The organism is Bradyrhizobium sp. SZCCHNRI1029 (genome assembly GCF_032487555.1).
Classification (GTDB): Bacteria; Pseudomonadota; Alphaproteobacteria; order Rhizobiales; family Xanthobacteraceae; genus Bradyrhizobium.
In genome coordinates, this window is record NZ_JAUEUK010000002.1 from 687,536 (window position 1) to 705,095 (window position 17,560).

At 67.3% G+C, this 17,560-nt stretch carries 15 protein-coding genes; 7 read left to right on the plus strand and 8 right to left on the minus strand.

The genetic code is table 11. The features are described from left to right. The first annotated feature begins 5 nt into the window (after positions 1 to 5). The 5 genes from QW861_RS08885 (at position 6) to QW861_RS08905 (ending at position 6,216) form a co-directional block, all read left to right on the plus strand. On the plus strand, positions 6 to 896 hold the full coding sequence (locus QW861_RS08885) for a glyoxalase (protein ID WP_316192923.1): 891 nt from the start codon (positions 6 to 8) through the stop codon (positions 894 to 896). A 30-nt stretch (positions 897 to 926) separates the two neighbouring features. Next, positions 927 to 2,330, plus strand: a complete 1,404-nt coding sequence (locus tag QW861_RS08890) for an alginate export family protein (protein ID WP_316192924.1) — start codon at positions 927 to 929, stop codon at positions 2,328 to 2,330. A 19-nt stretch (positions 2,331 to 2,349) separates the two neighbouring features. Then, complete coding sequence (locus QW861_RS08895; RefSeq protein ID WP_315753197.1) at positions 2,350 to 3,042, plus strand: YoaK family protein; 693 nt, start codon at positions 2,350 to 2,352, stop codon at positions 3,040 to 3,042. A gap of 312 nt (positions 3,043 to 3,354) precedes the next feature. Continuing rightward, positions 3,355 to 4,620: an HlyD family secretion protein gene (locus tag QW861_RS08900; RefSeq protein WP_316192925.1), complete on the plus strand. Its 1,266-nt coding sequence runs from the start codon at positions 3,355 to 3,357 to the stop codon at positions 4,618 to 4,620. 12 nt (positions 4,621 to 4,632) lie between these two features. Then, positions 4,633 to 6,216, plus strand: a complete 1,584-nt coding sequence (locus QW861_RS08905) for a DHA2 family efflux MFS transporter permease subunit (protein ID WP_316192926.1) — start codon at positions 4,633 to 4,635, stop codon at positions 6,214 to 6,216. A gap of 123 nt (positions 6,217 to 6,339) precedes the next feature. Here QW861_RS08905 and QW861_RS08910 read toward each other — a convergent pair whose 3' ends face one another. Genes QW861_RS08910 through QW861_RS08925 form a run of 4 tightly spaced genes read right to left on the minus strand, consistent with a single transcriptional unit; the run spans position 6,340 to position 11,032 of the window. Continuing rightward, positions 6,340 to 7,191 carry a fumarylacetoacetate hydrolase family protein gene (locus tag QW861_RS08910; protein WP_316192927.1) on the minus strand — a complete coding sequence of 284 codons (852 nt, stop codon included), beginning with the start codon at positions 7,189 to 7,191 and terminating at the stop codon, positions 6,340 to 6,342. A gap of 9 nt (positions 7,192 to 7,200) precedes the next feature. Further along, a complete protein-coding gene (locus QW861_RS08915) occupies positions 7,201 to 8,523 on the minus strand; it encodes an MFS transporter (protein ID WP_316192928.1) in 1,323 nt (440 codons plus the stop codon). A gap of 27 nt (positions 8,524 to 8,550) precedes the next feature. Then, a complete protein-coding gene (locus QW861_RS08920; protein ID WP_316192929.1) occupies positions 8,551 to 10,107 on the minus strand; it encodes a bifunctional 3-(3-hydroxy-phenyl)propionate/3-hydroxycinnamic acid hydroxylase in 1,557 nt (518 codons plus the stop codon). 31 nt (positions 10,108 to 10,138) lie between these two features. Next, positions 10,139 to 11,032, minus strand: a complete 894-nt coding sequence (locus tag QW861_RS08925) for a VOC family protein (protein ID WP_316187552.1) — start codon at positions 11,030 to 11,032, stop codon at positions 10,139 to 10,141. 174 nt (positions 11,033 to 11,206) lie between these two features. On the opposite strand from QW861_RS08925, the gene QW861_RS08930 reads away from it, so the two are divergent. Continuing rightward, positions 11,207 to 11,923, plus strand: coding sequence for a GntR family transcriptional regulator (locus QW861_RS08930; RefSeq protein WP_315828184.1), 717 nt, complete (start codon positions 11,207 to 11,209; stop codon positions 11,921 to 11,923). A 2-nt stretch (positions 11,924 to 11,925) separates the two neighbouring features. On the opposite strand, the gene QW861_RS08935 is transcribed toward QW861_RS08930, so the two are convergent. Further along, a complete protein-coding gene (locus tag QW861_RS08935) occupies positions 11,926 to 12,582 on the minus strand; it encodes a TetR/AcrR family transcriptional regulator (RefSeq protein ID WP_315753189.1) in 657 nt (218 codons plus the stop codon). A gap of 189 nt (positions 12,583 to 12,771) precedes the next feature. Here QW861_RS08935 and QW861_RS08940 point away from each other — a divergent pair, with 189 nt between their 5' ends. Next, the gene (locus QW861_RS08940) at positions 12,772 to 13,200 is read left to right on the plus strand and encodes a CHRD domain-containing protein (protein WP_316192930.1); all 429 of its coding nucleotides are present in this window, start codon (positions 12,772 to 12,774) and stop codon (positions 13,198 to 13,200) included. 30 nt (positions 13,201 to 13,230) lie between these two features. Here QW861_RS08940 and QW861_RS08945 read toward each other — a convergent pair whose 3' ends face one another. From QW861_RS08945 to QW861_RS08955, 3 genes are all read right to left on the minus strand, one after another. After that, the gene (locus tag QW861_RS08945) at positions 13,231 to 14,805 is read right to left on the minus strand and encodes an EAL domain-containing protein (RefSeq protein WP_316192931.1); all 1,575 of its coding nucleotides are present in this window, start codon (positions 14,803 to 14,805) and stop codon (positions 13,231 to 13,233) included. A gap of 162 nt (positions 14,806 to 14,967) precedes the next feature. After that, on the minus strand, positions 14,968 to 16,155 hold the full coding sequence (locus QW861_RS08950) for an MFS transporter (RefSeq protein ID WP_316167148.1): 1,188 nt from the start codon (positions 16,153 to 16,155) through the stop codon (positions 14,968 to 14,970). A gap of 27 nt (positions 16,156 to 16,182) precedes the next feature. Next, positions 16,183 to 17,547, minus strand: a complete 1,365-nt coding sequence (locus QW861_RS08955; protein WP_316192932.1) for an NAD(P)-binding domain-containing protein — start codon at positions 17,545 to 17,547, stop codon at positions 16,183 to 16,185. Positions 17,548 to 17,560 lie beyond the last annotated feature (13 nt).

Genomic DNA, 17,560 nt, shown 5'->3' on the forward strand with positions numbered 1-17,560 from the left:
TCGTCATGGTCCGTTCCTGTCATCTGCTCGGCGCCGTCATCGCCACCACGCTGCTCGCCGCGCCCGCGTTCGCCAAGGACGCGGCGCCGCTGATCGGCGTGGGCGCGCAATACGACACCACGCATGTCTATGTCGCGCCGGACGACGTCGAGAAGTTCGCCACCAGCTTCCTCGCCACCTTCGGCGGCCAGAGCACCAAGCAGGTGGTTGCGACGGTGACGCCTGCTCCGAGCAGCACGACCTCGCAGCTGTTGCAGACGCCAGTCGGCACGGTCTCGCTGTTCGGCTTCAAGACCGGAATTCCGTATCCGTTCGGGGCCGAACGCACCGGCTATCTGGTCACCGATCTGGACGCGGCGATCAAGGCGGCCAAGGCCGCCGGCGCCGACGTGCTGGTCGCGCCATTCCCCGATCCGATCGGACGTGATGCCGTGATCCAATGGCCGGGCGGCGTCAACATGCAGCTGTACTGGCACACGACCAAGCCGTCCTACACTGCGTTCCAGACCGTTCCGGACAACCGCGTCTATGTCTCGCCCGATCGCGCCGAGGCCTTCACCCGCGCCTTCCTGCGTTTCTCGAAGGGCAAGGTTGTCTCCGACGATGCCAAGGCGCCCGGCGTCGAGATCGGCCGCCCGAATGATCACTATCGGCGCATCCGCATCGCATCGGTGTTCGGCCGCATGACCGTGTTCGTCACCGACGGCCATCTGCCGTATCCGTTCGGACGCGAGACGACCGGCTACGAGGTGACTGATCTCAAGGCGACCCTGGACAAGGCAAAAGCAGCGGGCGCCACCGTGCTGGTCGAGCCGTTCAACTCGGACAGGCGCGAGCAGGCGGTGGTGCGGTTTCCCGGCGGCTATGTCGCGGAGATTCATGCGCCATTGAAGTAGGATGCTGCGGCGATTCCTGAGAGGTCATGGATGGCGTGGCTCCTGAGAAAGACCCTGGTCGCGAGTACGCTGCTCGGCGCGCTGTGTGCAGCCACGCCAGCTTTCGCCGAGGACAACGCCTCGCGTCCGGCGATCCGCACCAACCGCTGGCAGGAGGACTGGTCGGTGCTGGCCGATCCGGCGCTGCGCACGGCGCCATCAGATCCGATCAAGTACATCCCGCTGCAGCAGGACCATCCGCAGAGCTACGTCTCGTTCGGCATGAACCTGCGCGAGCGGTTCGAGAGCCTGGATGCCGCGAGCTTCGGCATCGGTGGAACGCGACCCGATCAGCATGTCCTGCAACGGCTGCAGATCCATGCCGACGCACATCTCAACGAGAACTGGCAGTTGTTCGTCCAGCTGGAGGACGACCGTGCCTTCGGCAAGGCCAAGATCACGTCCGTCGACCAGGACCCGCTCGACCTCCGGCTCGCCTTCCTCGCCTATGTCAATACGACGGACAGCGGCACGTTCAAGGCCCGGGTCGGGCGGCAGGATTTCGACTTCGACCTGCAGCGCTTCGTGTCGTCGCGCGACGGACCGAACGTGCGCCAGTCCTTCGATGCGCTGTGGGCCGACTGGGAAAGCGGCCCATGGCGCTTCATCGGCTTCGTCAGCCAGCCGGTGCAATATAATCTGGTGCGTCCGTTCGACGACACGTCGAACGGATCGTTCCTGTTCCACACCTTCCGCGTCGAGCGCCAGGTGCTCGGCACCAACGAGTTGTCGTCGTATTATTCCTACTATCAGCGCGACAATGCGCGTTTCCTCGACGCAGCCGGCCTCGAGCAGCGCCACGTGCTGGACATCCGCTTCGCCGGCAAGCTCGCGGGCTTCGACTGGGATCTCGAGGCGATGGGGCAGGCGGGCTCGGTCGGGGCGAAGCAGATCCGCGCCTGGGGCGCCGGCGCCCGCGCCGGCTACACCTTCGCCGACCTCGCCTGGCAGCCGCGCATCGGCCTTCAGCTCGACGGCGCCTCCGGCGACCGCCATCCCGGCGACAACAGGGTCGAGACGTTCAATCCGCTGTTCCCGAACGGCTATTACTTCACGCTGGCCGGCTTCACCGGCTACACCAACCTGATCCATCTCAAGCCGTCGCTGACGGTGAAGCCGACCGCCGCGCTGTCATTCATGGCCGCGATCGGCCTGCAATGGCGCGTGACCGATGCGGACGCGATCTACGTCCAGCCCAATGTCGCGGTCGCCGGCACCGCGGGGCAGGGCAGCTCGTGGTCCGGCGTCTATGCGCAGTTGCGCGCCGACTATCGCTTCAACGCCAACCTCACCGGAGCGTTGGAAGCCGTGCACTATGAGATCGGCCAGACGCTGCGCCGCGCCGGCGGCCATGACTCCGACTACATCGGCATCGAATTGAAATACGCGCTCTGAGCAACGAAAGTAGGACGACATGTCGCAATTCGAGTCCCGCAACGTGGTGCCGCTGCTGCTCAGCGTCAATGCCGGCTATGTCGACACCGCCGGGTTCCTGGCGCTGCAGGGCCTGTTCACGGCGCATGTTACCGGCAACTTCGTGACGTTCGGCGCGGCGCTGGCGCTCGGGACCTCGGGCGCGATAGCCAAGCTGCTGGCGCTGCCGGTGTTCTGCGTGGTCGTGATCGCGACGCGGCTGACCGGCACGTTGCTGTCGCGGCGGTGGTCACGCGCCTTCGAGATCCTGATCGGCGTCAAGCTGGTGCTGCTCGTCCTCGGCGCCGTGCTCGCCATCCATTTCGGCCCGTTCCACAATGGCGACAGCCGCGAGGCAATCATCACCGGCATGGTGCTGGTCGCGGCGATGGCAATCCAGAATGCCGTGCACCGGATCCATCTGCCGAGTTCGCCGCCCTCGACCCTGATGACCGGCACCACCACGCAGGTGATGATCGACCTCGCCGACAGGATCTATGTCGGCGACAAGGGCCAGGCGTCGCCGCCGGCGCGGCTCATGCAGATGGCCATCAACGTGCTCGCCTTTGCGCTCGGCTGCGGCGCCGCCGCGCTGCTGTTCGTGCGGCTGGGCAGCTGGTGCTTCGTCGTGCCGCCGGTCATCGGCGCGCTGGCTCTCGCCGTGCGTCTCGCCGGGCCGGAGCCGGCGCGCTGAGAACGCCGTCAGGGGCCGGTGCCGCGCGCCGGCCGGACGTGCGGTGCCGGCGCCGCCGGCGGCAGCCGTGTGCGCGTGTTGTATTTGCCCGAGTTCATCGAGCCATCGCGATGACGTGAGACTGCAACCGCGGCGGCGGAACGCAGTTGACGTTGCTGACGGCGGACTGCGGTGAAGGCGCAGCGGAACGCGCGCCGGCGGCCTTCAATGACGAAAAGTTTAGCCGTCCGCATCGCGGCTCGCCATTGCGTCCCACCTGCCTCACCCCCAATTCTAGAAACGAAACGGTTCCGTTCTATTAAAGGAGACGTGATGACACAGCAAGCTCTGTCATCGGCCGAGGTCCCATCGGCGGCCAACGACGATCCGGCGGTCTCGGCCCGCGATCGGGCCGTGCGGCAATGGCGCGGGGATGCCTCCGGCGAGCCTCGGCAGCAGATCGAGGCCAAGGCGCCGGCTGCGGAGCCCGGCCCGCCGCCGACGGAGCACGGGCAGCGCCAGGAGAGGTCCCGGAGGAGCCTGATCCGGCGGCATCCGCTCGGGGCAGCGCTGGGTCTCGTGCTGCTGCTCGCGGTCGGCGCCGGCGGCTACGTCTACTACGATGCGGCCGGTCACTATGAGACCACCGACGACGCCTTCATCGCGGCCCGCCAGTTCTCTATTGCGCCGAAAGTCTCCGGCTACATCACCGCCGTTCCGGTCACCGACAACCAGCACGTCAAGGCCGGCGACGTGATCGCGCGCATCGACGATCGCGACTACAAGACCGCGCTGGCGCAGGCCGATGCTCAGGTGAAGTCGGCGCAGGCGGCGATCCGCAACATCGATGCGCAGATCGACGTGCAGCAGGCGCAGATCACCGCGGGCCAGGCCCAGGTCGAGCAGGCCCAGGCCGGGCTGACCTTCGCAGAGCAGCAGGCCAAGCGCTATCAGGACCTCGCCCGCACCGGCTCCGGCACGGTGCAGAGCGAGCAGCAATACACATCGCAGCTCCAGCAGCAGAAGGCGGCGCTGACCTCGGCGCAGGCCAACCTCTCGGTCGCGCAACGCCAGTTGGAGTCGCTGAAGGCGCAGCACGAGAGCGCCGACGCCAATCTCGCTCAGGCGCAGGCCCAGCGCGACCAGGCTCAGCTCAATCTGTCGTACACGACCGTGACCGCGGCGCAGTCCGGCCGCATTGTCAATCTCAGCGCCGCCGATGGTCAGTTCGCGGCACAAGGGACGGCGCTTTCGATGTTCGTGCCCGATGACGTCTGGGTGACCGCCAATTTCAAGGAAACCCAGCTCGACGAGATGCGGCCCGGCCAGCCCGTGACCCTCGAGATCGATGCCTATCCGGAGCGCGAGATCCGCGGCCATGTCGCGAGCGTGCAGTCCGGCTCGGGCCCGGCGTTCTCGCTGCTGCCGCCGCAGAATGCGACCGGCAACTACGTCAAGATCGTGCAGCGCGTGCCGGTCAAGATCGACATGGACGATCCGCCGACGGACGTCGCGCTCGGCCCGGGCATGTCGGTGGTGCCGACCGTTCGCGTCGATCCCAAGCCGTCGCTCTATGAGCGGCTGAAGGCCGTGCTGTGAGAGAGGTCGGCCATGAGTGAGGCTGCTCCTCTCGCCGCGTCGCGATCCGCAGGCAGTCCGTGGATCATCGCGGTGCTGGTGGCGCTCGCGACCTTCATGGAGGTGCTGGACACCACCATCGCCAACGTCGCACTGCCCTATATCGCCGGCGGCATGGGCGTCAGCCAGGACGAATCCTCCTGGGTGGTGACGACCTATCTCGTGTCCAACGCGATCATCCTGACCGCCTCGAGCTATCTCGCCAAGCGCTTCGGCCGCAAGACCTTCTTCCTGCTGTGCCTCGGCCTGTTCACCTTGAGCTCGGTGCTGTGCGGCTTCGCCTGGAATCTGCAGGTGCTGCTGCTGTTCCGGATCATGCAGGGCCTCGGCGGCGGCGGCATGGTGCCGGTGGCGCAATCGATCCTCGCCGACTCCTTCCCGCCGGAAAAGCGCGGCCAGGCGTTCGCGCTGTTCGGCGTCGCCGTCGTGGTCGCGCCCGTCGTCGGTCCGACGCTCGGCGGCTATCTCTCCGACAACGTCTCCTGGCACTGGTGCTTCCTGATCAACGGCCCCGTCGGCGTCGCCGCGATGATCCTGATCGGGCTCATCCTCAAGGAGCCAGAAGAGGTCACGGCCGAGCGGCGCAAGCAGGCGCATGGCTTTGACGTGGTCGGCTTCGTGCTGGTCGCGACATTTCTCGGCGCGCTCGAACTGATGCTGGACCGGGGCCTTGAGGACGACTGGTTCGACTCGCGATTCATCATGGTGACCGCCGCGGTCTGCGTCGCGGCCTTCATCGCCATGATCCCGTGGGAGATGAACCAGAAAAATCCGACGGTCGATGTCCGCATGCTGGCGTCGCGCCAGTTCGGCGCCAGCTTCCTGGTGATGCTGGCGACCGGCGCGATCCTGCTCGGCACCACGCAGATGCTGCCGCAGATGGTGCAGCAGGATTTCGGCTACACCGCCACCTGGGCCGGCCTCGTGCTGTCGCCGGGCGGCCTCGTCACGATGGCGATGATGTTCGTCGTCGGACGCCTCTCGGGCAAGGTGCAGCCGAAATACATGATCATGACGGGCGCGGCCGTCGTGGCGTTCGCGATGTACGACCTCACCCGGGTCTACGCCAATGTGGATTTCTGGTTCTTCGCCGAATCCCGCATGCTGATCGGAATTGGCCTGCCGCTGATCTTCCTGTCGATCACGACCGCGTCCTACAACGGCATTCCGCCTGAGAAGACCGACCAGGCCTCGGCGCTGATCAACGCCGCGCGCAACACCGGCGGCTCGATCGGCGTGTCGCTGGCCGCCAACATCCTGGCGCATCGAGGGCAGTTCCACCAGAACCGGCTGGTGGAGAATGCGATTCCATCCAATCCGGCCTATCAGGACACGCTGCACCAGGTGACCAATTACTTCACCGCGCATGGCAGCTCGCTGGTCCAGGCGCAGCAGCAGGCGCTCGCCTGGATCGGCCAGACCGTGCAGATGCAGTCGTCGCTGCTCGCTTATGTCGACGTCTACTGGGCGCTGATGCTGATCTCGCTGTCGGCGATTCCGCTGGCGCTGACCTTGCGCAAGGTCAAGCTCGGCGGCGGGCCGGCGATGGCGCATTGAGTAGGCACTGTTGTTCGGCTGTCATTCCGGGGCGATGCGCAAGCATCGAACCCGGAATCTCGAGATTCCGGGTTCAGCCCTGGCGGGCTGCCTCGGAATGACGGTCAAGAACATCAGGGGCGCTCACACCGCCTCGTCGGCGATGCCGTTCCGCAACAGTCCGATCTTGTCGATCTCGACCTCGACGATGTCGCCGGGCTTCATCCACAATGGCGGTGTTCGGCGCGACCCCACGCCGCCCGGCGTCCCCGTGGCGATCACGTCGCCCGGCTCGAGCCGGGTGAACGACGAGCAGTATTCGATCTGACGTGGGATATCGAAGATCATCTGGCTGATCGTGGCGTCCTGCACCACCTCGCCGTTCAGTCGGGTCTGCAGCCGCAGCGGACTGAGATCGTCGATCTCGTCCGGCGTGACCAGCCACGGGCCGAACGCGCCGGTTGCGGGAAAATTCTTGCCCGGCGTGAATTGGTGGGTGTGGCGCTGAAAGTCGCGCACGCTGCCCTCGTTGTAACAGGCATAGCCGGCGATGTGCTGCCAAGCCTCGCTGCGCGGGATGTAGCGGCCGGGCTTGCCGATGACGATGGCGAGCTCGCCCTCGAAATCGAGATCGGTCGAGACGCGCGGGCGGATGATGTCGGTGAGATGCCCGGTCTGGCTGTTGGCGAAGCGGCCGAACACCGTGGGGTTCTCGACCTCGGAGCGGCCGGTCTCCTTGCGGTGCGTCTCGTAGTTCAGGCCGATGCAGAGGATCTTGTCCGGGTTCGGAATCACCGGCAGGAAGCTGATGGCCGAGAGCGGATACCGCCTTGCGCCCGAGGCCGCTGCAGCCGCTTCCTTCAGCGCGTCCGCTGCGATCGCCGATTTCAGGTCCGGGAAGCGGTCGCGCAGGATAGCACCGAGATCGGCGATGTCAGTGCCCTCGACCAGTCCCCAGGTCGGCGCATTGTCGATGGTGAAGCTTGCAAATCTCATCCGATGTCCTCAGGTCGAAACCGCCGCTACGGCGGAGGGAGAAGCCGGTTCTTGCGCCGATTTCGCGAAGCGCGCGATGGTGCGCTCCGGGAAGATCAGCGCGAAGGCCGAGATGGCGCCAACGATCAGCACGCCGGCGGTGAAGGTCATGGCGTGGGCGTAACCAAGCGGCGCGTTGCCGCCGGCCTCGCCGACGATCCAGCCGGTGAGCGCATTCGACACCAGCGCGGATGCCGCGTTGCCGGAATAGATCACGACGATGAGCCGGCCGCGCTGGATCGCCGGCGCCACGGCGCCGAGCGCGACGGGGCCGAAGATCGTGGTGAGGCTCGGTGCGGCGAAGGCGATCGCGATACAGGCGAGCTGCAGCGGGCCCGAGGTGACGATGCTCAGCAGCAGTGCGCAGCCGGCGGCGAGCAGCGCGAGACCGGAGGCGTGGCCGAGGCAGGCACGCAGGCTGAAGCCTTTGCGCTGCAGAACTTGCGTCAGCCAGGAGCCGCCGAGCAGCAGCGGCGACTGGAACAGATAGATCCCTGAGATGATCCAGCCGACATCGACCTGCTTGTAGCCGAGCCCGAGCTGCAGATAGGGCGGCAGCCAGGTCGCGGACATGCCGACGATCCAGTACGACGCGGTCGACATGATGATGACGCCGATCACGGTCGGATCGGCCCACAGCACGCGCGCCGGCAACGCCTTGTCCTTGGCCGCCGCAGCCTCCGGCGCATGGGCGGAGTAGGGTCCTTCGCCGCCGATGAAGAACCAGCCGAGCATCCAGGCCAGCCCGAGCAGGCCGCAGAACAGGAAGCCGGTGCGCCAGCCATAGCTCACGATGACATAGGTCAGGATCGGACCGCCGGCCAAGAGGCCGACGCTGATGCCCTGCAGCACCACGGCGCTCGGCACGCTGCGCCGGTCGGCGGGAAACCAGTTGTAGCAGGCGTGCAGCGCGGTCGGCAGCCCAGGCCCTTCGCCGGCGCCGAGGATGATGCGGCAGATCACCAGCACGGCGATCGAGCCGGAGAAGAAGATCGGGATCTGCGTCGCCGACCAGACGCCGGCCATGATCAGGAGCAGCCATTTCACCGGGAAGCGGCCGACGACGAACATGCCGACCGCCATCCCCGACAGCGAGAACAGCAGGAAGAAGCTGCTGCCGATCAGCCCGAACTCCTTGGGGCTCAAGCCCAGCTCCTTCATCATCGGCACGGCCGAGAGGCCGAATACCAGCTTGTCGAAGAAGTTCAGCGTCTGGAACAGGAACAGCATGATGAGGACGGCGATCGCGCGTCCTCCCGCATTGGGTCTGGCGGTGTCCGATGTTGTCGTCATGGCGTTTCCCCGTTTGATAGTCTCTTGTTATGATGAGTGCAGTCGTTGGTTCAGCTCGCTCAGCAGCGCGGCAAGCCCTGGCGCGTCCGTCGCGACGCCGTAGACATAATGGTCGGGTCGCACCAGCGCGGCGCCGCAGCCGTGGCGTTCGAACCAGCGTGCAACGACGGCGCTCTCCTCGTGCAGGCCGTGACCGCCGATGGCGATCAGACTGATCCCGGCGTCGCGGGTGGCAGCGTCGATCGCGCTCGAGTTCAGCGCACCCCGCCCGTCGAGGACGAGCCGCCATCCGGTGCCGGCCACGGTATCGAGCAGGGCCCGCCCACCGTCGCCGACGATCCAGGGCTGCGGAAACAGCGTGCCGTTGGCCGCATTTGCCTTGGTCGCGAGCAGTCCCTGCGTCAGCGGCGGCACGATCTCCTGCCGGGTGATGGTGCGCGGCGCGCCGCCGCCTTCGGCAAGGATACGCGCGTCGCGCGCCGCTGCGGCCTCCGGATCCTGCTCGCAGATGACGCGGCCGATCGCCTTGATGCGCGTGGTCAGCTCGCGCACATGCGTGCTGCGCTCGATCTCGTAGCTGTCGAGCAGCGCCGCGGTCGATTGGCCGCGCAACACGCGCGCGAGCTTCCAGCACAGATTGGCTGCATCGCGCAGGCCCTGGCACATGCCCTGGCCGATGAAGGGCGGCTGCTGATGCGCGGCGTCGCCGGCGAGCAGGACGCGCCCCTGGCGCCAGCGGCGTGCGACCAGCGCATGGAAGCGATAGCTGGCCGCGCGCCACAGCGTTGCGTCCTCGGGCCTGAGCCAGGGTGAGAGCAAACGCCAGACCTGCTCCGGCTGCTCCATCGCGTGGCGGTCTTCCCCCGCTCGCAGCATGATCTCGAAGCGGCGATGGTTGCCGGGGCCGATGATGTAGGTGGTCGGACGCGCGGGATCGCAGAATTGGGCCGCGGTGGCCGGAAGCTTGCCGACACCGCCGTCATTTACGAGAAGATCGACCACCAGCCACGGCTCGTCGAAGTCGAGATCGTCGAAGCTGATGTCGAGCTGCTGGCGCACGGTGCTGGAGGCGCCGTCACAGCCGATCACGTAGTCGGCGGTGACCTCGCGAACTGTACCGTCCGCCCGCTGCAGCACAACGGTCGCCGCCGTCGCATCCTGCCGGATCGTGACGAGGGTCGTGCCGAGCTCGACCGTGACGGAAGGACAGCGGCGAGCACGATCGCGCATCACCTGCTCGACCGGCGGCTGGGTGAACACCATGCTCGGCGTGTAGCCGAGGGGATAGGGCTCGCCGACCATGTCGATGCGGCGGATCAACTGCCCTTGGGCGCCGAAATGCTCGGACGCCGGGAACGGCGCGACGTACCGGCTGACTTGTTCGGCGATACCGAGATTGTCGAACAGCCGCATGATCTCGTGATCGAGCGCGATCGCGCGCGGCTTGTCGTAGATCTCGACAGCGCGGTCGATCGCCAGCGTTTTGATGCCCTGCATGCCGAGCAGGCTCGCGGCGATGGCGCCGGTCGGACCGAAGCCGACGATCACGGCCTCGAAATGCTTGTGATCTGACGTGGCGGACATGGATCTGGAAACTCTGGAGTTGGAAAACGAGTCAGGCGGCGTAGCCGACCGCGAGCTGCGCGGACTTGACGTGCTCGGCCTTGGGCGGAGCGATGCCCCATTGATCGGTGCGGCCGGGCGGCCAGACCCAATGCTCCGGCCCGCGCACGACGTAGTCGTCGTCGACCTGCAGCACCTCGGCGGTGTATTCGATCACGGTCCCGACGGGATCGATGAAGTAGGCGAAGACATTGTCGCCGGGGCCGTGGCGTCCGACGCCCCACGCGATCGGATGGCCGGCATCGATCATGCGGCCCGCACCGCGCATCACGCCTTCCCAGGTCGGCATCAGGAAGGCGACATGGTTGAGCCCGTTGACCTTCGCCGCAGCGATCACGACGGCATGGTGGTCCGAATTGCAGCGAACGAAGGCCATCGCCGCGGAGCGGTCGGTCAGGCGGAAGCCGAGCGCCTTCTCGTAGAAGGCCGCCGAACGATCGACATCGGTGCTGTTGAGATTGACGTGGGCGAGCCGCTCCGGGAGCTCGGGCCGCGGCGGCCTGGCGTCGTGCCTGATGTCGCCATGCACGAAGCGCAGCACGCCGCCCTCGGGGCCGCGCAGGCTCATGATCACGCCGCCGTCGGGGCCGGGGTTCGGCGCCGGCGCTGCGATCAGCGTCGCGCCTTCACGGATGGCGTTGCGGCTGATGGCATCGAAATCACTGGACTCGGCGAGGCGGAAAGTCACCGCCTGCAGCTCGGTGCGCTCGCTCTGGTGCAGGGCCACGACGTGATGATCGCTGCCGGTCGCACTGAGGTAGACGATGCCGTGGGCCTCCGCGACGCGCTCCAGCCCCCAGGTCTGTCGATAGAACGCTTCCGAACGCGCGAGATCTGGCGTGCCCAGATCGACGCTGCGCAGAGCCGCGACCGGAAACCGGGTCATGAGCGTGTCCTCCTGCGCGATGCCCGGGTGAGGACGCGCGACGTTTCTGTCCCTGGCCGGCGAAACCGGCTCGCCCCTTTTATTACATAAAAAATCGAAATCAATCAGAATTTATAAATTTCATGTTCTACGGCCTCGCTCTATACATGTCGTCTGATTCAGAGGAGATCGGGCGTGGATGCGGTTTTGGAGGCCGAGGGGCAGGGCCCGTCGACGCAGGCGAGTCATGTTTATGACCGGCTGCGCGAGGACCTGCTGTCCGGCCGGCTGGCGCCGTCGCGCAAGCTGCAGATGCGGTTTTTGACCGAGACCTATCAGACCGGGCAGACACCGCTGCGCGAGGCGCTCAACCGCCTGACTGCCGACGGACTGGTCGAGGTGCGCGAGCAGCGCGGCTTCTACGTCAAGGACATCAGCCGCGCCGAGCTCGCCGAGCTGACCAAGACGCGCTGCTGGGTCGAGGCGCTGGCGCTGCGCGAGTCGATGGCGGCGGCGACGCCCGATTGGGAAGAGCAACTGGTGCTGGCGCAGCATCGGCTCAGCCGCGCGCCGCGCTCGCTCAGCGCGACAACGTTCGAGGACAATCCGGAGTGGGAGAGGCTGCACCGGATCTATCATCGGGTCCTGATCTCGAACTGCGGCTCGCAGTCGCTGATCGCGTTCTGCGGCCAGCTTGCCGACCAGCTCTATCGCTACCGCCGGCTGTCGATCCGCAAGGCGTTTCCGTCACGCCCCGTCGGCGACGAGCACGCCGACATCGTGAACGCCGTGCTCGACGCCGACACCGAACGCGCGGTTGCGCTGCTCACGGCGCACTATCAGCGCACCGCGGACGTGATCCTGCAGGACGAGACGATCTTTCCGGAGCTGCGCAAGGACAGAAAGATTTAGGATCACGTCGTCGCGGCGAGGAAGAAGTCGACGCGCTTCTCGACATGCGCCTGGGCTTCCTTCTTCAGGGCGCGCATGTCCTCGCCGAGCAGGCTGCGGATCAGCACGGCGAACACGACGAGATCGAGGAAGATCCGTGCGCTGTCCTCGATGCGGTCGGCCGAGAACGCGCCCTTGCCGGCGAGACCTTCGGCGCGCGCGAGCTCGCCGATCGCGTGGCTCACATTGCAGGTGGCGCGCTTGCGCGCCGTGTCCTGGATCTCGAGCGTCAGCTCGGGAAAGCGCGGACTTTCCGCAATCGCGGTGCGCATCAGGCCGATCGTGTCCTCGACGAAGGCGCGCTCGATCAAGGTGAGCCCGAGGCTGATCAGCCGGGCGCGGAAGGTGCGGCCCTGCGGCACCAGGTTCTCATACTGCGTGTTGCGCGCGGCCTGGCGGCCGATGACGGCCGCGAACAGCGCGGCCTTGCTGGGAAATCGCGCGTAGATGGTCGGCTTGCCGGCGCGCGCGGTCTGCGCGATTTCGTCGACGCTCGCGCCTTCGAAGCCGTTTGCGAGGAACACCGTCTTTGCCGCGTCGAGAATGCGCTCCTCAACCTCGCCGGCACGTTCGAGCGGAGGCCGCCCCACCTTGCCGCGCGCCGTCCTGGAAGCAACCATTCGATCCGCCATGGCTTTCTTTCGAGGCCTTTGTGTTCCCGTCCTGTTTGGCACAGGGGTCGGGATTGTTCAATCAACGCGGCCTGGGCCGCCGCTCATGCCTGGGCTGTTAACGCGTTCCACGGAATATCAGCTTGCCCGTGGGGTCTCGAACACCGAGACTGCACAAAACGATTTGGGAGGAAAACCATGGGACGGACATTCGTTCATTTGGCGTCGCTCGCCGTCGCCTGGGTCGCGGCCGCGCCGATGGCTCGCGCCGAAACCGTTGTCTTGAAGTCCGAGCTCAAGGCCGCCAACGAGGTGCCGCCGAACGCGTCCGCCGCGTCGGGCGCGGCCGAAGCGAGCTTCGACACCGCAACCAAGACGCTGAGCTGGAAGGTCACCTTCTCCGGCCTCAGCGGGCCGCCGATCGGCGCGCATTTCCACGGTCCCAGCGAGCCCGGCAAGAATGCCGGCATCGTGCTGCCGTTCAAGAGCCCGGAGCCGCCGATCACGGGCTCCGCCGTGATCACCGATGCGCAGGCGGCCGATCTGCTGGCCGGCAAATGGTATGCCAACGTCCACACCCAGGCGAACCCGGGCGGCGAGATTCGCGGACAGATGACCCGGCAGTGAGGCGCGTGCCCGACGCGCGCGGGCTCGCCGTCACGCGGCCAGTTCCGGCTCGCCGGCCTGGCCGGGAACGGCCGAGGCCCGGCGCACGTCGAGGAACTGCTTGAACCGGCCGAGCGACAGCGGCGGCGCGACCAGGTAGCCCTGGCCTTCCTCGACGCCGCAGGCGATCAGCGCATCGACCTGCTCCTGATGCTCGATGCCCTCGGCGACCACGGACATGTCGAGCTCGCGCGCCAGCGCCACCAGCATCTGCACCACCACGATGGCGGACTGGTCGCGGGTGATCGCGTCAACGAAGAACTTGTCGATCTTCAGGATGCGCGCGCCGAGCCGCTGGATATAGGACAGGCCACTATGGCCGATGCCGACGTCGTCGAGCGCGACGCGGAAGCCGAGTTCGCTGAGCTCCTTCACGACATCAGTCGCCTTGGCGAGATCGGCGAGCTCCTCGCGCTCGGTGACCTCGAGCACGACCTGGCGGGTGGAGACCGATGACGACGCGACCGTCTTGCGCAGATCGTCGATGAAGCGGTCGCCGAGCAGATGGCGCGGGGTGATGTTGACGGACAGCTTGAACAGCTTGTCCTGCTTCATCTCCGGCTGCAGCTCGCGCAAGGCGGTCTTGAGAAGCTGCCAGGTCAGCTTCTCGATGCGGCCGGTGGTCTCGGCGAGCGGGATGAAGCTCATCGGCGGGATCAGCCGGCCGTCCGGCTTCTCCCAGCGTGCCAGGATCTCGCAGCCGACGATGTCGCCGGTCTTCAGTCGGAAGGTCGGCTGCACATAGGGCTTGAACTCGTTGGCCGCGAGCGCGCGGTCGAGCTCGGCGACCGGGTCCATCGGCCGGCTGAGATAGCTCGTCAGCAGCAGGCCGAACATGCCGCCCAGCGTGCCGGCGGCGAGCATGGTCAGGAGATAAGCGAGGTCGCCGCGGGTGCTCAGGCTCTGCGGCCGCACATGGATCGTGGCCTGCAGCGGATAGCGGTCGGACACGGTGGTGAACGCGACGGTCTGCGCCGGAGACTTGGCGGATGCATCGGGATGATAGCCGGCCACCTGCTCGCCATCGGGCAGGGTCAGGGTGACGTTGCTCTCGGCGCGCAGGCCGACCGGCATCACGTCCAGCAGGTTGCCATCGATGCGCAGGATCGCAGCCAGAGACCGTTGCGCGTCGATGTCGCGCATCACGCCGAACGCGGCGCCGGTGAACTGCTCGACGCGGAACAGCCGCAGCTCGCCGTCGGCGGACTTGAACATCTCGTCGCGCCGCGCCCAGCCATTGTCGAATTCGAGCGTTTCGGAATAGGCCGCACACTCGACCGCGCCGTCGCGGTCGACGGTGCGGATGTCCTTGATGATGGTGCCTTGATAGACGTGAAGGCGCAGCGCCTGCAGCGCGGCGGCGCTGCAGTCCATCGGACCTTTCGCGATCAGGCGGTTCAGGATCGATCCGGCCGAGTCGATGGCCGCCTCGGAGCGGCGCAGCGCCACCTTGCTGAGCTCGCTGAGCTGCCGCGCGGTCTGGTTGCCGATCAGCGCGGTCACGGCGAAATCGGCGCCGGCCAGGAAGATCCCGACGCAGGCGGCCACCGCCCCGACGCGAAGCATGTGTTTGCGCTGCAATGCCATCGTGTCGTGAATGACCCCCGTATGACCACGGGTATCCTTCAATCCAACCTTCAACTTTCCGTATATGCGCTCATGGATGCCCGTCCGCAGCGGCACGGTGAGCGGTGGGCGCAGAAAGCTGGTTAAGAAAGGGCTACCGGCTCAAGCCGCCTTGTCGGTGGTGTCGAGCGGCACCGCCGTCTCGGCGCGCTCGGCCGGCAGCAGCATCAGGGCGGCGAGCGCCGACAGGCTGAGGCTCGCTGACACGATCAGCACGCCGCGGCCGAGCCCATCGATCAGCAGGCCGAACAGCAGCGGCGCGAAGGCCTGGCAGATCCGCGACGGGGCCCCGATCAGGCCGAGCCGGTAGGCGTAGTTGACGGGGCCGAAGATGGCGAGCGGCAGGGTGCCGCGAGCGATCGTCAGGATGCCGTTGCCGGAGCCGTGCAGCAGCGCGAACGCCGCCGCGGCGCCCCCGCCGAACAGCCCGATCGTCACGGCGCCGATCGGATGGGTGATGCAGGCGAGCCGCGCCGAGGCGAGCGGATGGAAGCGGCTGAGGAAGCCGGCCTCGAACACGCGCGCCGCGACCTGCGCCGGCCCGATCATCATGCCGGCGAACAAGGCTTGCGCGGGCGTCGCGCCGAACGCCTGCATCAGCCGCGGCAGATGCACCGCCATCGCCGCGGTCACGGTCCAGGCCGCCGCCATCGCGAACGCGATCAGCACCATCGGGCGGTCGAGCGGGATGTTGGGCTTGCCCGTCGGGATATCGCCGGGCGCCATCACGGTCGCCCGCGGCAGCGACAAATTGAGCGGCAGGCCGATGACGAGATGCGCGATCGCCCAGGCGAAGCAGGTCTCGCGCCAGCCGATCGTCGCGAGCCCCCATGTGCTCAGCGGCCAGCCGACGGTCGAGGCGAAGCCCGCGATCAGGGTGATGCCGGTGATCGCGCCGCGCGCGTCCTTGCCGTAGATGCGCCCGAGCGCGCCGAACGCGGCGTCATAGAGGCCGAGCCCCATGCCGACGCCGAGCCACAGCCACGCCAGCGCCATCACCCACAGCGAATGCGACAGGCCGAGCAGTGCGAGCCCGATCGCCAGCACGATGTTGGAGGCGCACAGCACCTGGCGGCCGCCGACGCGGTCGATCTGGCGGCCGATGCGCGGACCCAACAGGCCGGAGATGATCAGCGAGGCGGAAAAGGCGGCGAAGAACCAGTTGTTGGACAGGCCGAGATCCCTGGCGATCGGGTCGGCGAGGATGGCGGGAAGATAGTAGCTCGATCCCCAGGCCAGCGTCTGGGCGGTGCCGAGAGCGATGACCACGCCCAGCCGTCTTGCCTGCATTCCCGTCGACCTCTCCTTGGCTCGGCGTCATGAGCAGCCGCGGCCGCTGCGGCCAGCCAGCTTGGCTTTGGCGTCATCGGCACAGCAACTGTCTACGCCCGATGGCGCCGGTCCGCCACAGCAGCCGGGCAGGGCTGCAATGCTCTCCACTCCGCCGCGGGTGCAGACGCCGGTCTCCGGCAGTTTCAACTCGACACGATGCGCGGCGGCCTTGTCCCCGGCGATGTCGGCGGTGATCGAACGGACCTGCTCATAGCCCGTCATCATCAGGAAGTTCGGCGCGCGGCCGTAGCTCTTCATGCCGGCGAGATAGAGCCCGGGCTCGTCGGCCTGCGCCAGCTCGCGCGCGCCATGCGGCCGCACCGTGCCGCAGGAATGCTCGTTCGGATCGATCAATGGCGCGAGCGCAACAGGAGCCTCGATCGCGGGATCGAGCCGCAGGCGCAGCTCCGCGAGCAGCGACAGATCGGGGCGGAAGCCGGTGGCGACGATCAGCTCGTCGGCGGTGATGCGGCGGTCGCCGTCCGCGGCGATCCGCAACCGGCCGTCCTCATCGGTGATCCCCGTGACGCCGAAGCCGGGCTCGAGCCGGATGCGGCCCGAACGTACCAGCGCGGCGAAGGCCAGGCCGAGTTCGCCGCGCGCGGCGAGCTGGTCGGCGCTGCCGCCGCCGAACGCCTTCGCGGGATCGTCGCCGCGCAACAGCCAGATCGCCTGCGTGCCCGGCGCGACCTCGGCCAATGCGGCCAGGTCGATCAGGGTGCCGATCGCCGAGTGGCCGGCGCCGAGCACCGCGACCGTCCTGCCAGCATAACGGCTGCGCTGCGCGCCTCGGACGTCCGGCATCGCGTAGGCGATGCGCGCCGCATGCGCGGCTTCGCCGAGCGCGGGCAGTCCGCTATGGCCGGCAGGGTTGGGCGAGAACCAGGCACCGGAGACATCGATAACGGCGTCGGCCTGCAGCGCCGCCTCGCCCTTGCCGTTGTGGATGCGGATCTCGAACGGCGCATCGGCGCGTCCCTTCGACGTGGCCTTGTCGAAGCCGGCCCGGCTGATCGCGGTGACGCGATGCGAGGTCCTGACGACGTCGCGCAGCGCAGTGCGCGTCGCCAGCGGCGCGAGATAGGATTCGATCAGCTCGCGCCCGGTCGGATAGACCTCGGGCTCGGGCGAATTCCATCCCGTCGCAGCGAGCAGCCGCGCCGCCGCGCTATCGATGTTGTACTTCCACGGCGAGAACAACTGGACGTGCTGCCATTGCCGCACCGCGTGCGCGGCTTCCGGACCCGCTTCCAGCACGACCGGGGTCAGGCCGCGCGCCAGCGCATGGGCCGCTGCCGCCAGCCCGACCGGGCCGGCGCCGATGATAGCGACCGTCTTGGCGTCCGTCATGTGCGTCCTCCTA

Bases quoted from the DNA above. Each gene is read 5' to 3' on its own strand.
- QW861_RS08940 (WP_316192930.1), top strand. From the start codon at position 12,772: ATGGGACGGACATTCGTTCATTTGGCGTCGCTCGCCGTCGCCTGGGTC.
- QW861_RS08935 (WP_315753189.1), bottom strand. From the start codon at position 12,582: ATGGTTGCTTCCAGGACGGCGCGCGGCAAGGTGGGGCGGCCTCCGCTC.
- QW861_RS08895 (WP_315753197.1), top strand. From the start codon at position 2,350: ATGTCGCAATTCGAGTCCCGCAACGTGGTGCCGCTGCTGCTCAGCGTC.
- QW861_RS08900 (WP_316192925.1), top strand. From the start codon at position 3,355: ATGACACAGCAAGCTCTGTCATCGGCCGAGGTCCCATCGGCGGCCAAC.
- QW861_RS08885 (WP_316192923.1), top strand. From the start codon at position 6: ATGGTCCGTTCCTGTCATCTGCTCGGCGCCGTCATCGCCACCACGCTG.
- QW861_RS08890 (WP_316192924.1), top strand. From the start codon at position 927: ATGGCGTGGCTCCTGAGAAAGACCCTGGTCGCGAGTACGCTGCTCGGC.
- QW861_RS08925 (WP_316187552.1), bottom strand. From the start codon at position 11,032: ATGACCCGGTTTCCGGTCGCGGCTCTGCGCAGCGTCGATCTGGGCACG.
- QW861_RS08945 (WP_316192931.1), bottom strand. From the start codon at position 14,805: ATGCTTCGCGTCGGGGCGGTGGCCGCCTGCGTCGGGATCTTCCTGGCC.
- QW861_RS08920 (WP_316192929.1), bottom strand. From the start codon at position 10,107: ATGTCCGCCACGTCAGATCACAAGCATTTCGAGGCCGTGATCGTCGGC.
- QW861_RS08950 (WP_316167148.1), bottom strand. From the start codon at position 16,155: ATGCAGGCAAGACGGCTGGGCGTGGTCATCGCTCTCGGCACCGCCCAG.
- QW861_RS08910 (WP_316192927.1), bottom strand. From the start codon at position 7,191: ATGAGATTTGCAAGCTTCACCATCGACAATGCGCCGACCTGGGGACTG.
- QW861_RS08915 (WP_316192928.1), bottom strand. From the start codon at position 8,523: ATGACGACAACATCGGACACCGCCAGACCCAATGCGGGAGGACGCGCG.
- QW861_RS08905 (WP_316192926.1), top strand. From the start codon at position 4,633: ATGAGTGAGGCTGCTCCTCTCGCCGCGTCGCGATCCGCAGGCAGTCCG.
- QW861_RS08955 (WP_316192932.1), bottom strand. From the start codon at position 17,547: ATGACGGACGCCAAGACGGTCGCTATCATCGGCGCCGGCCCGGTCGGG.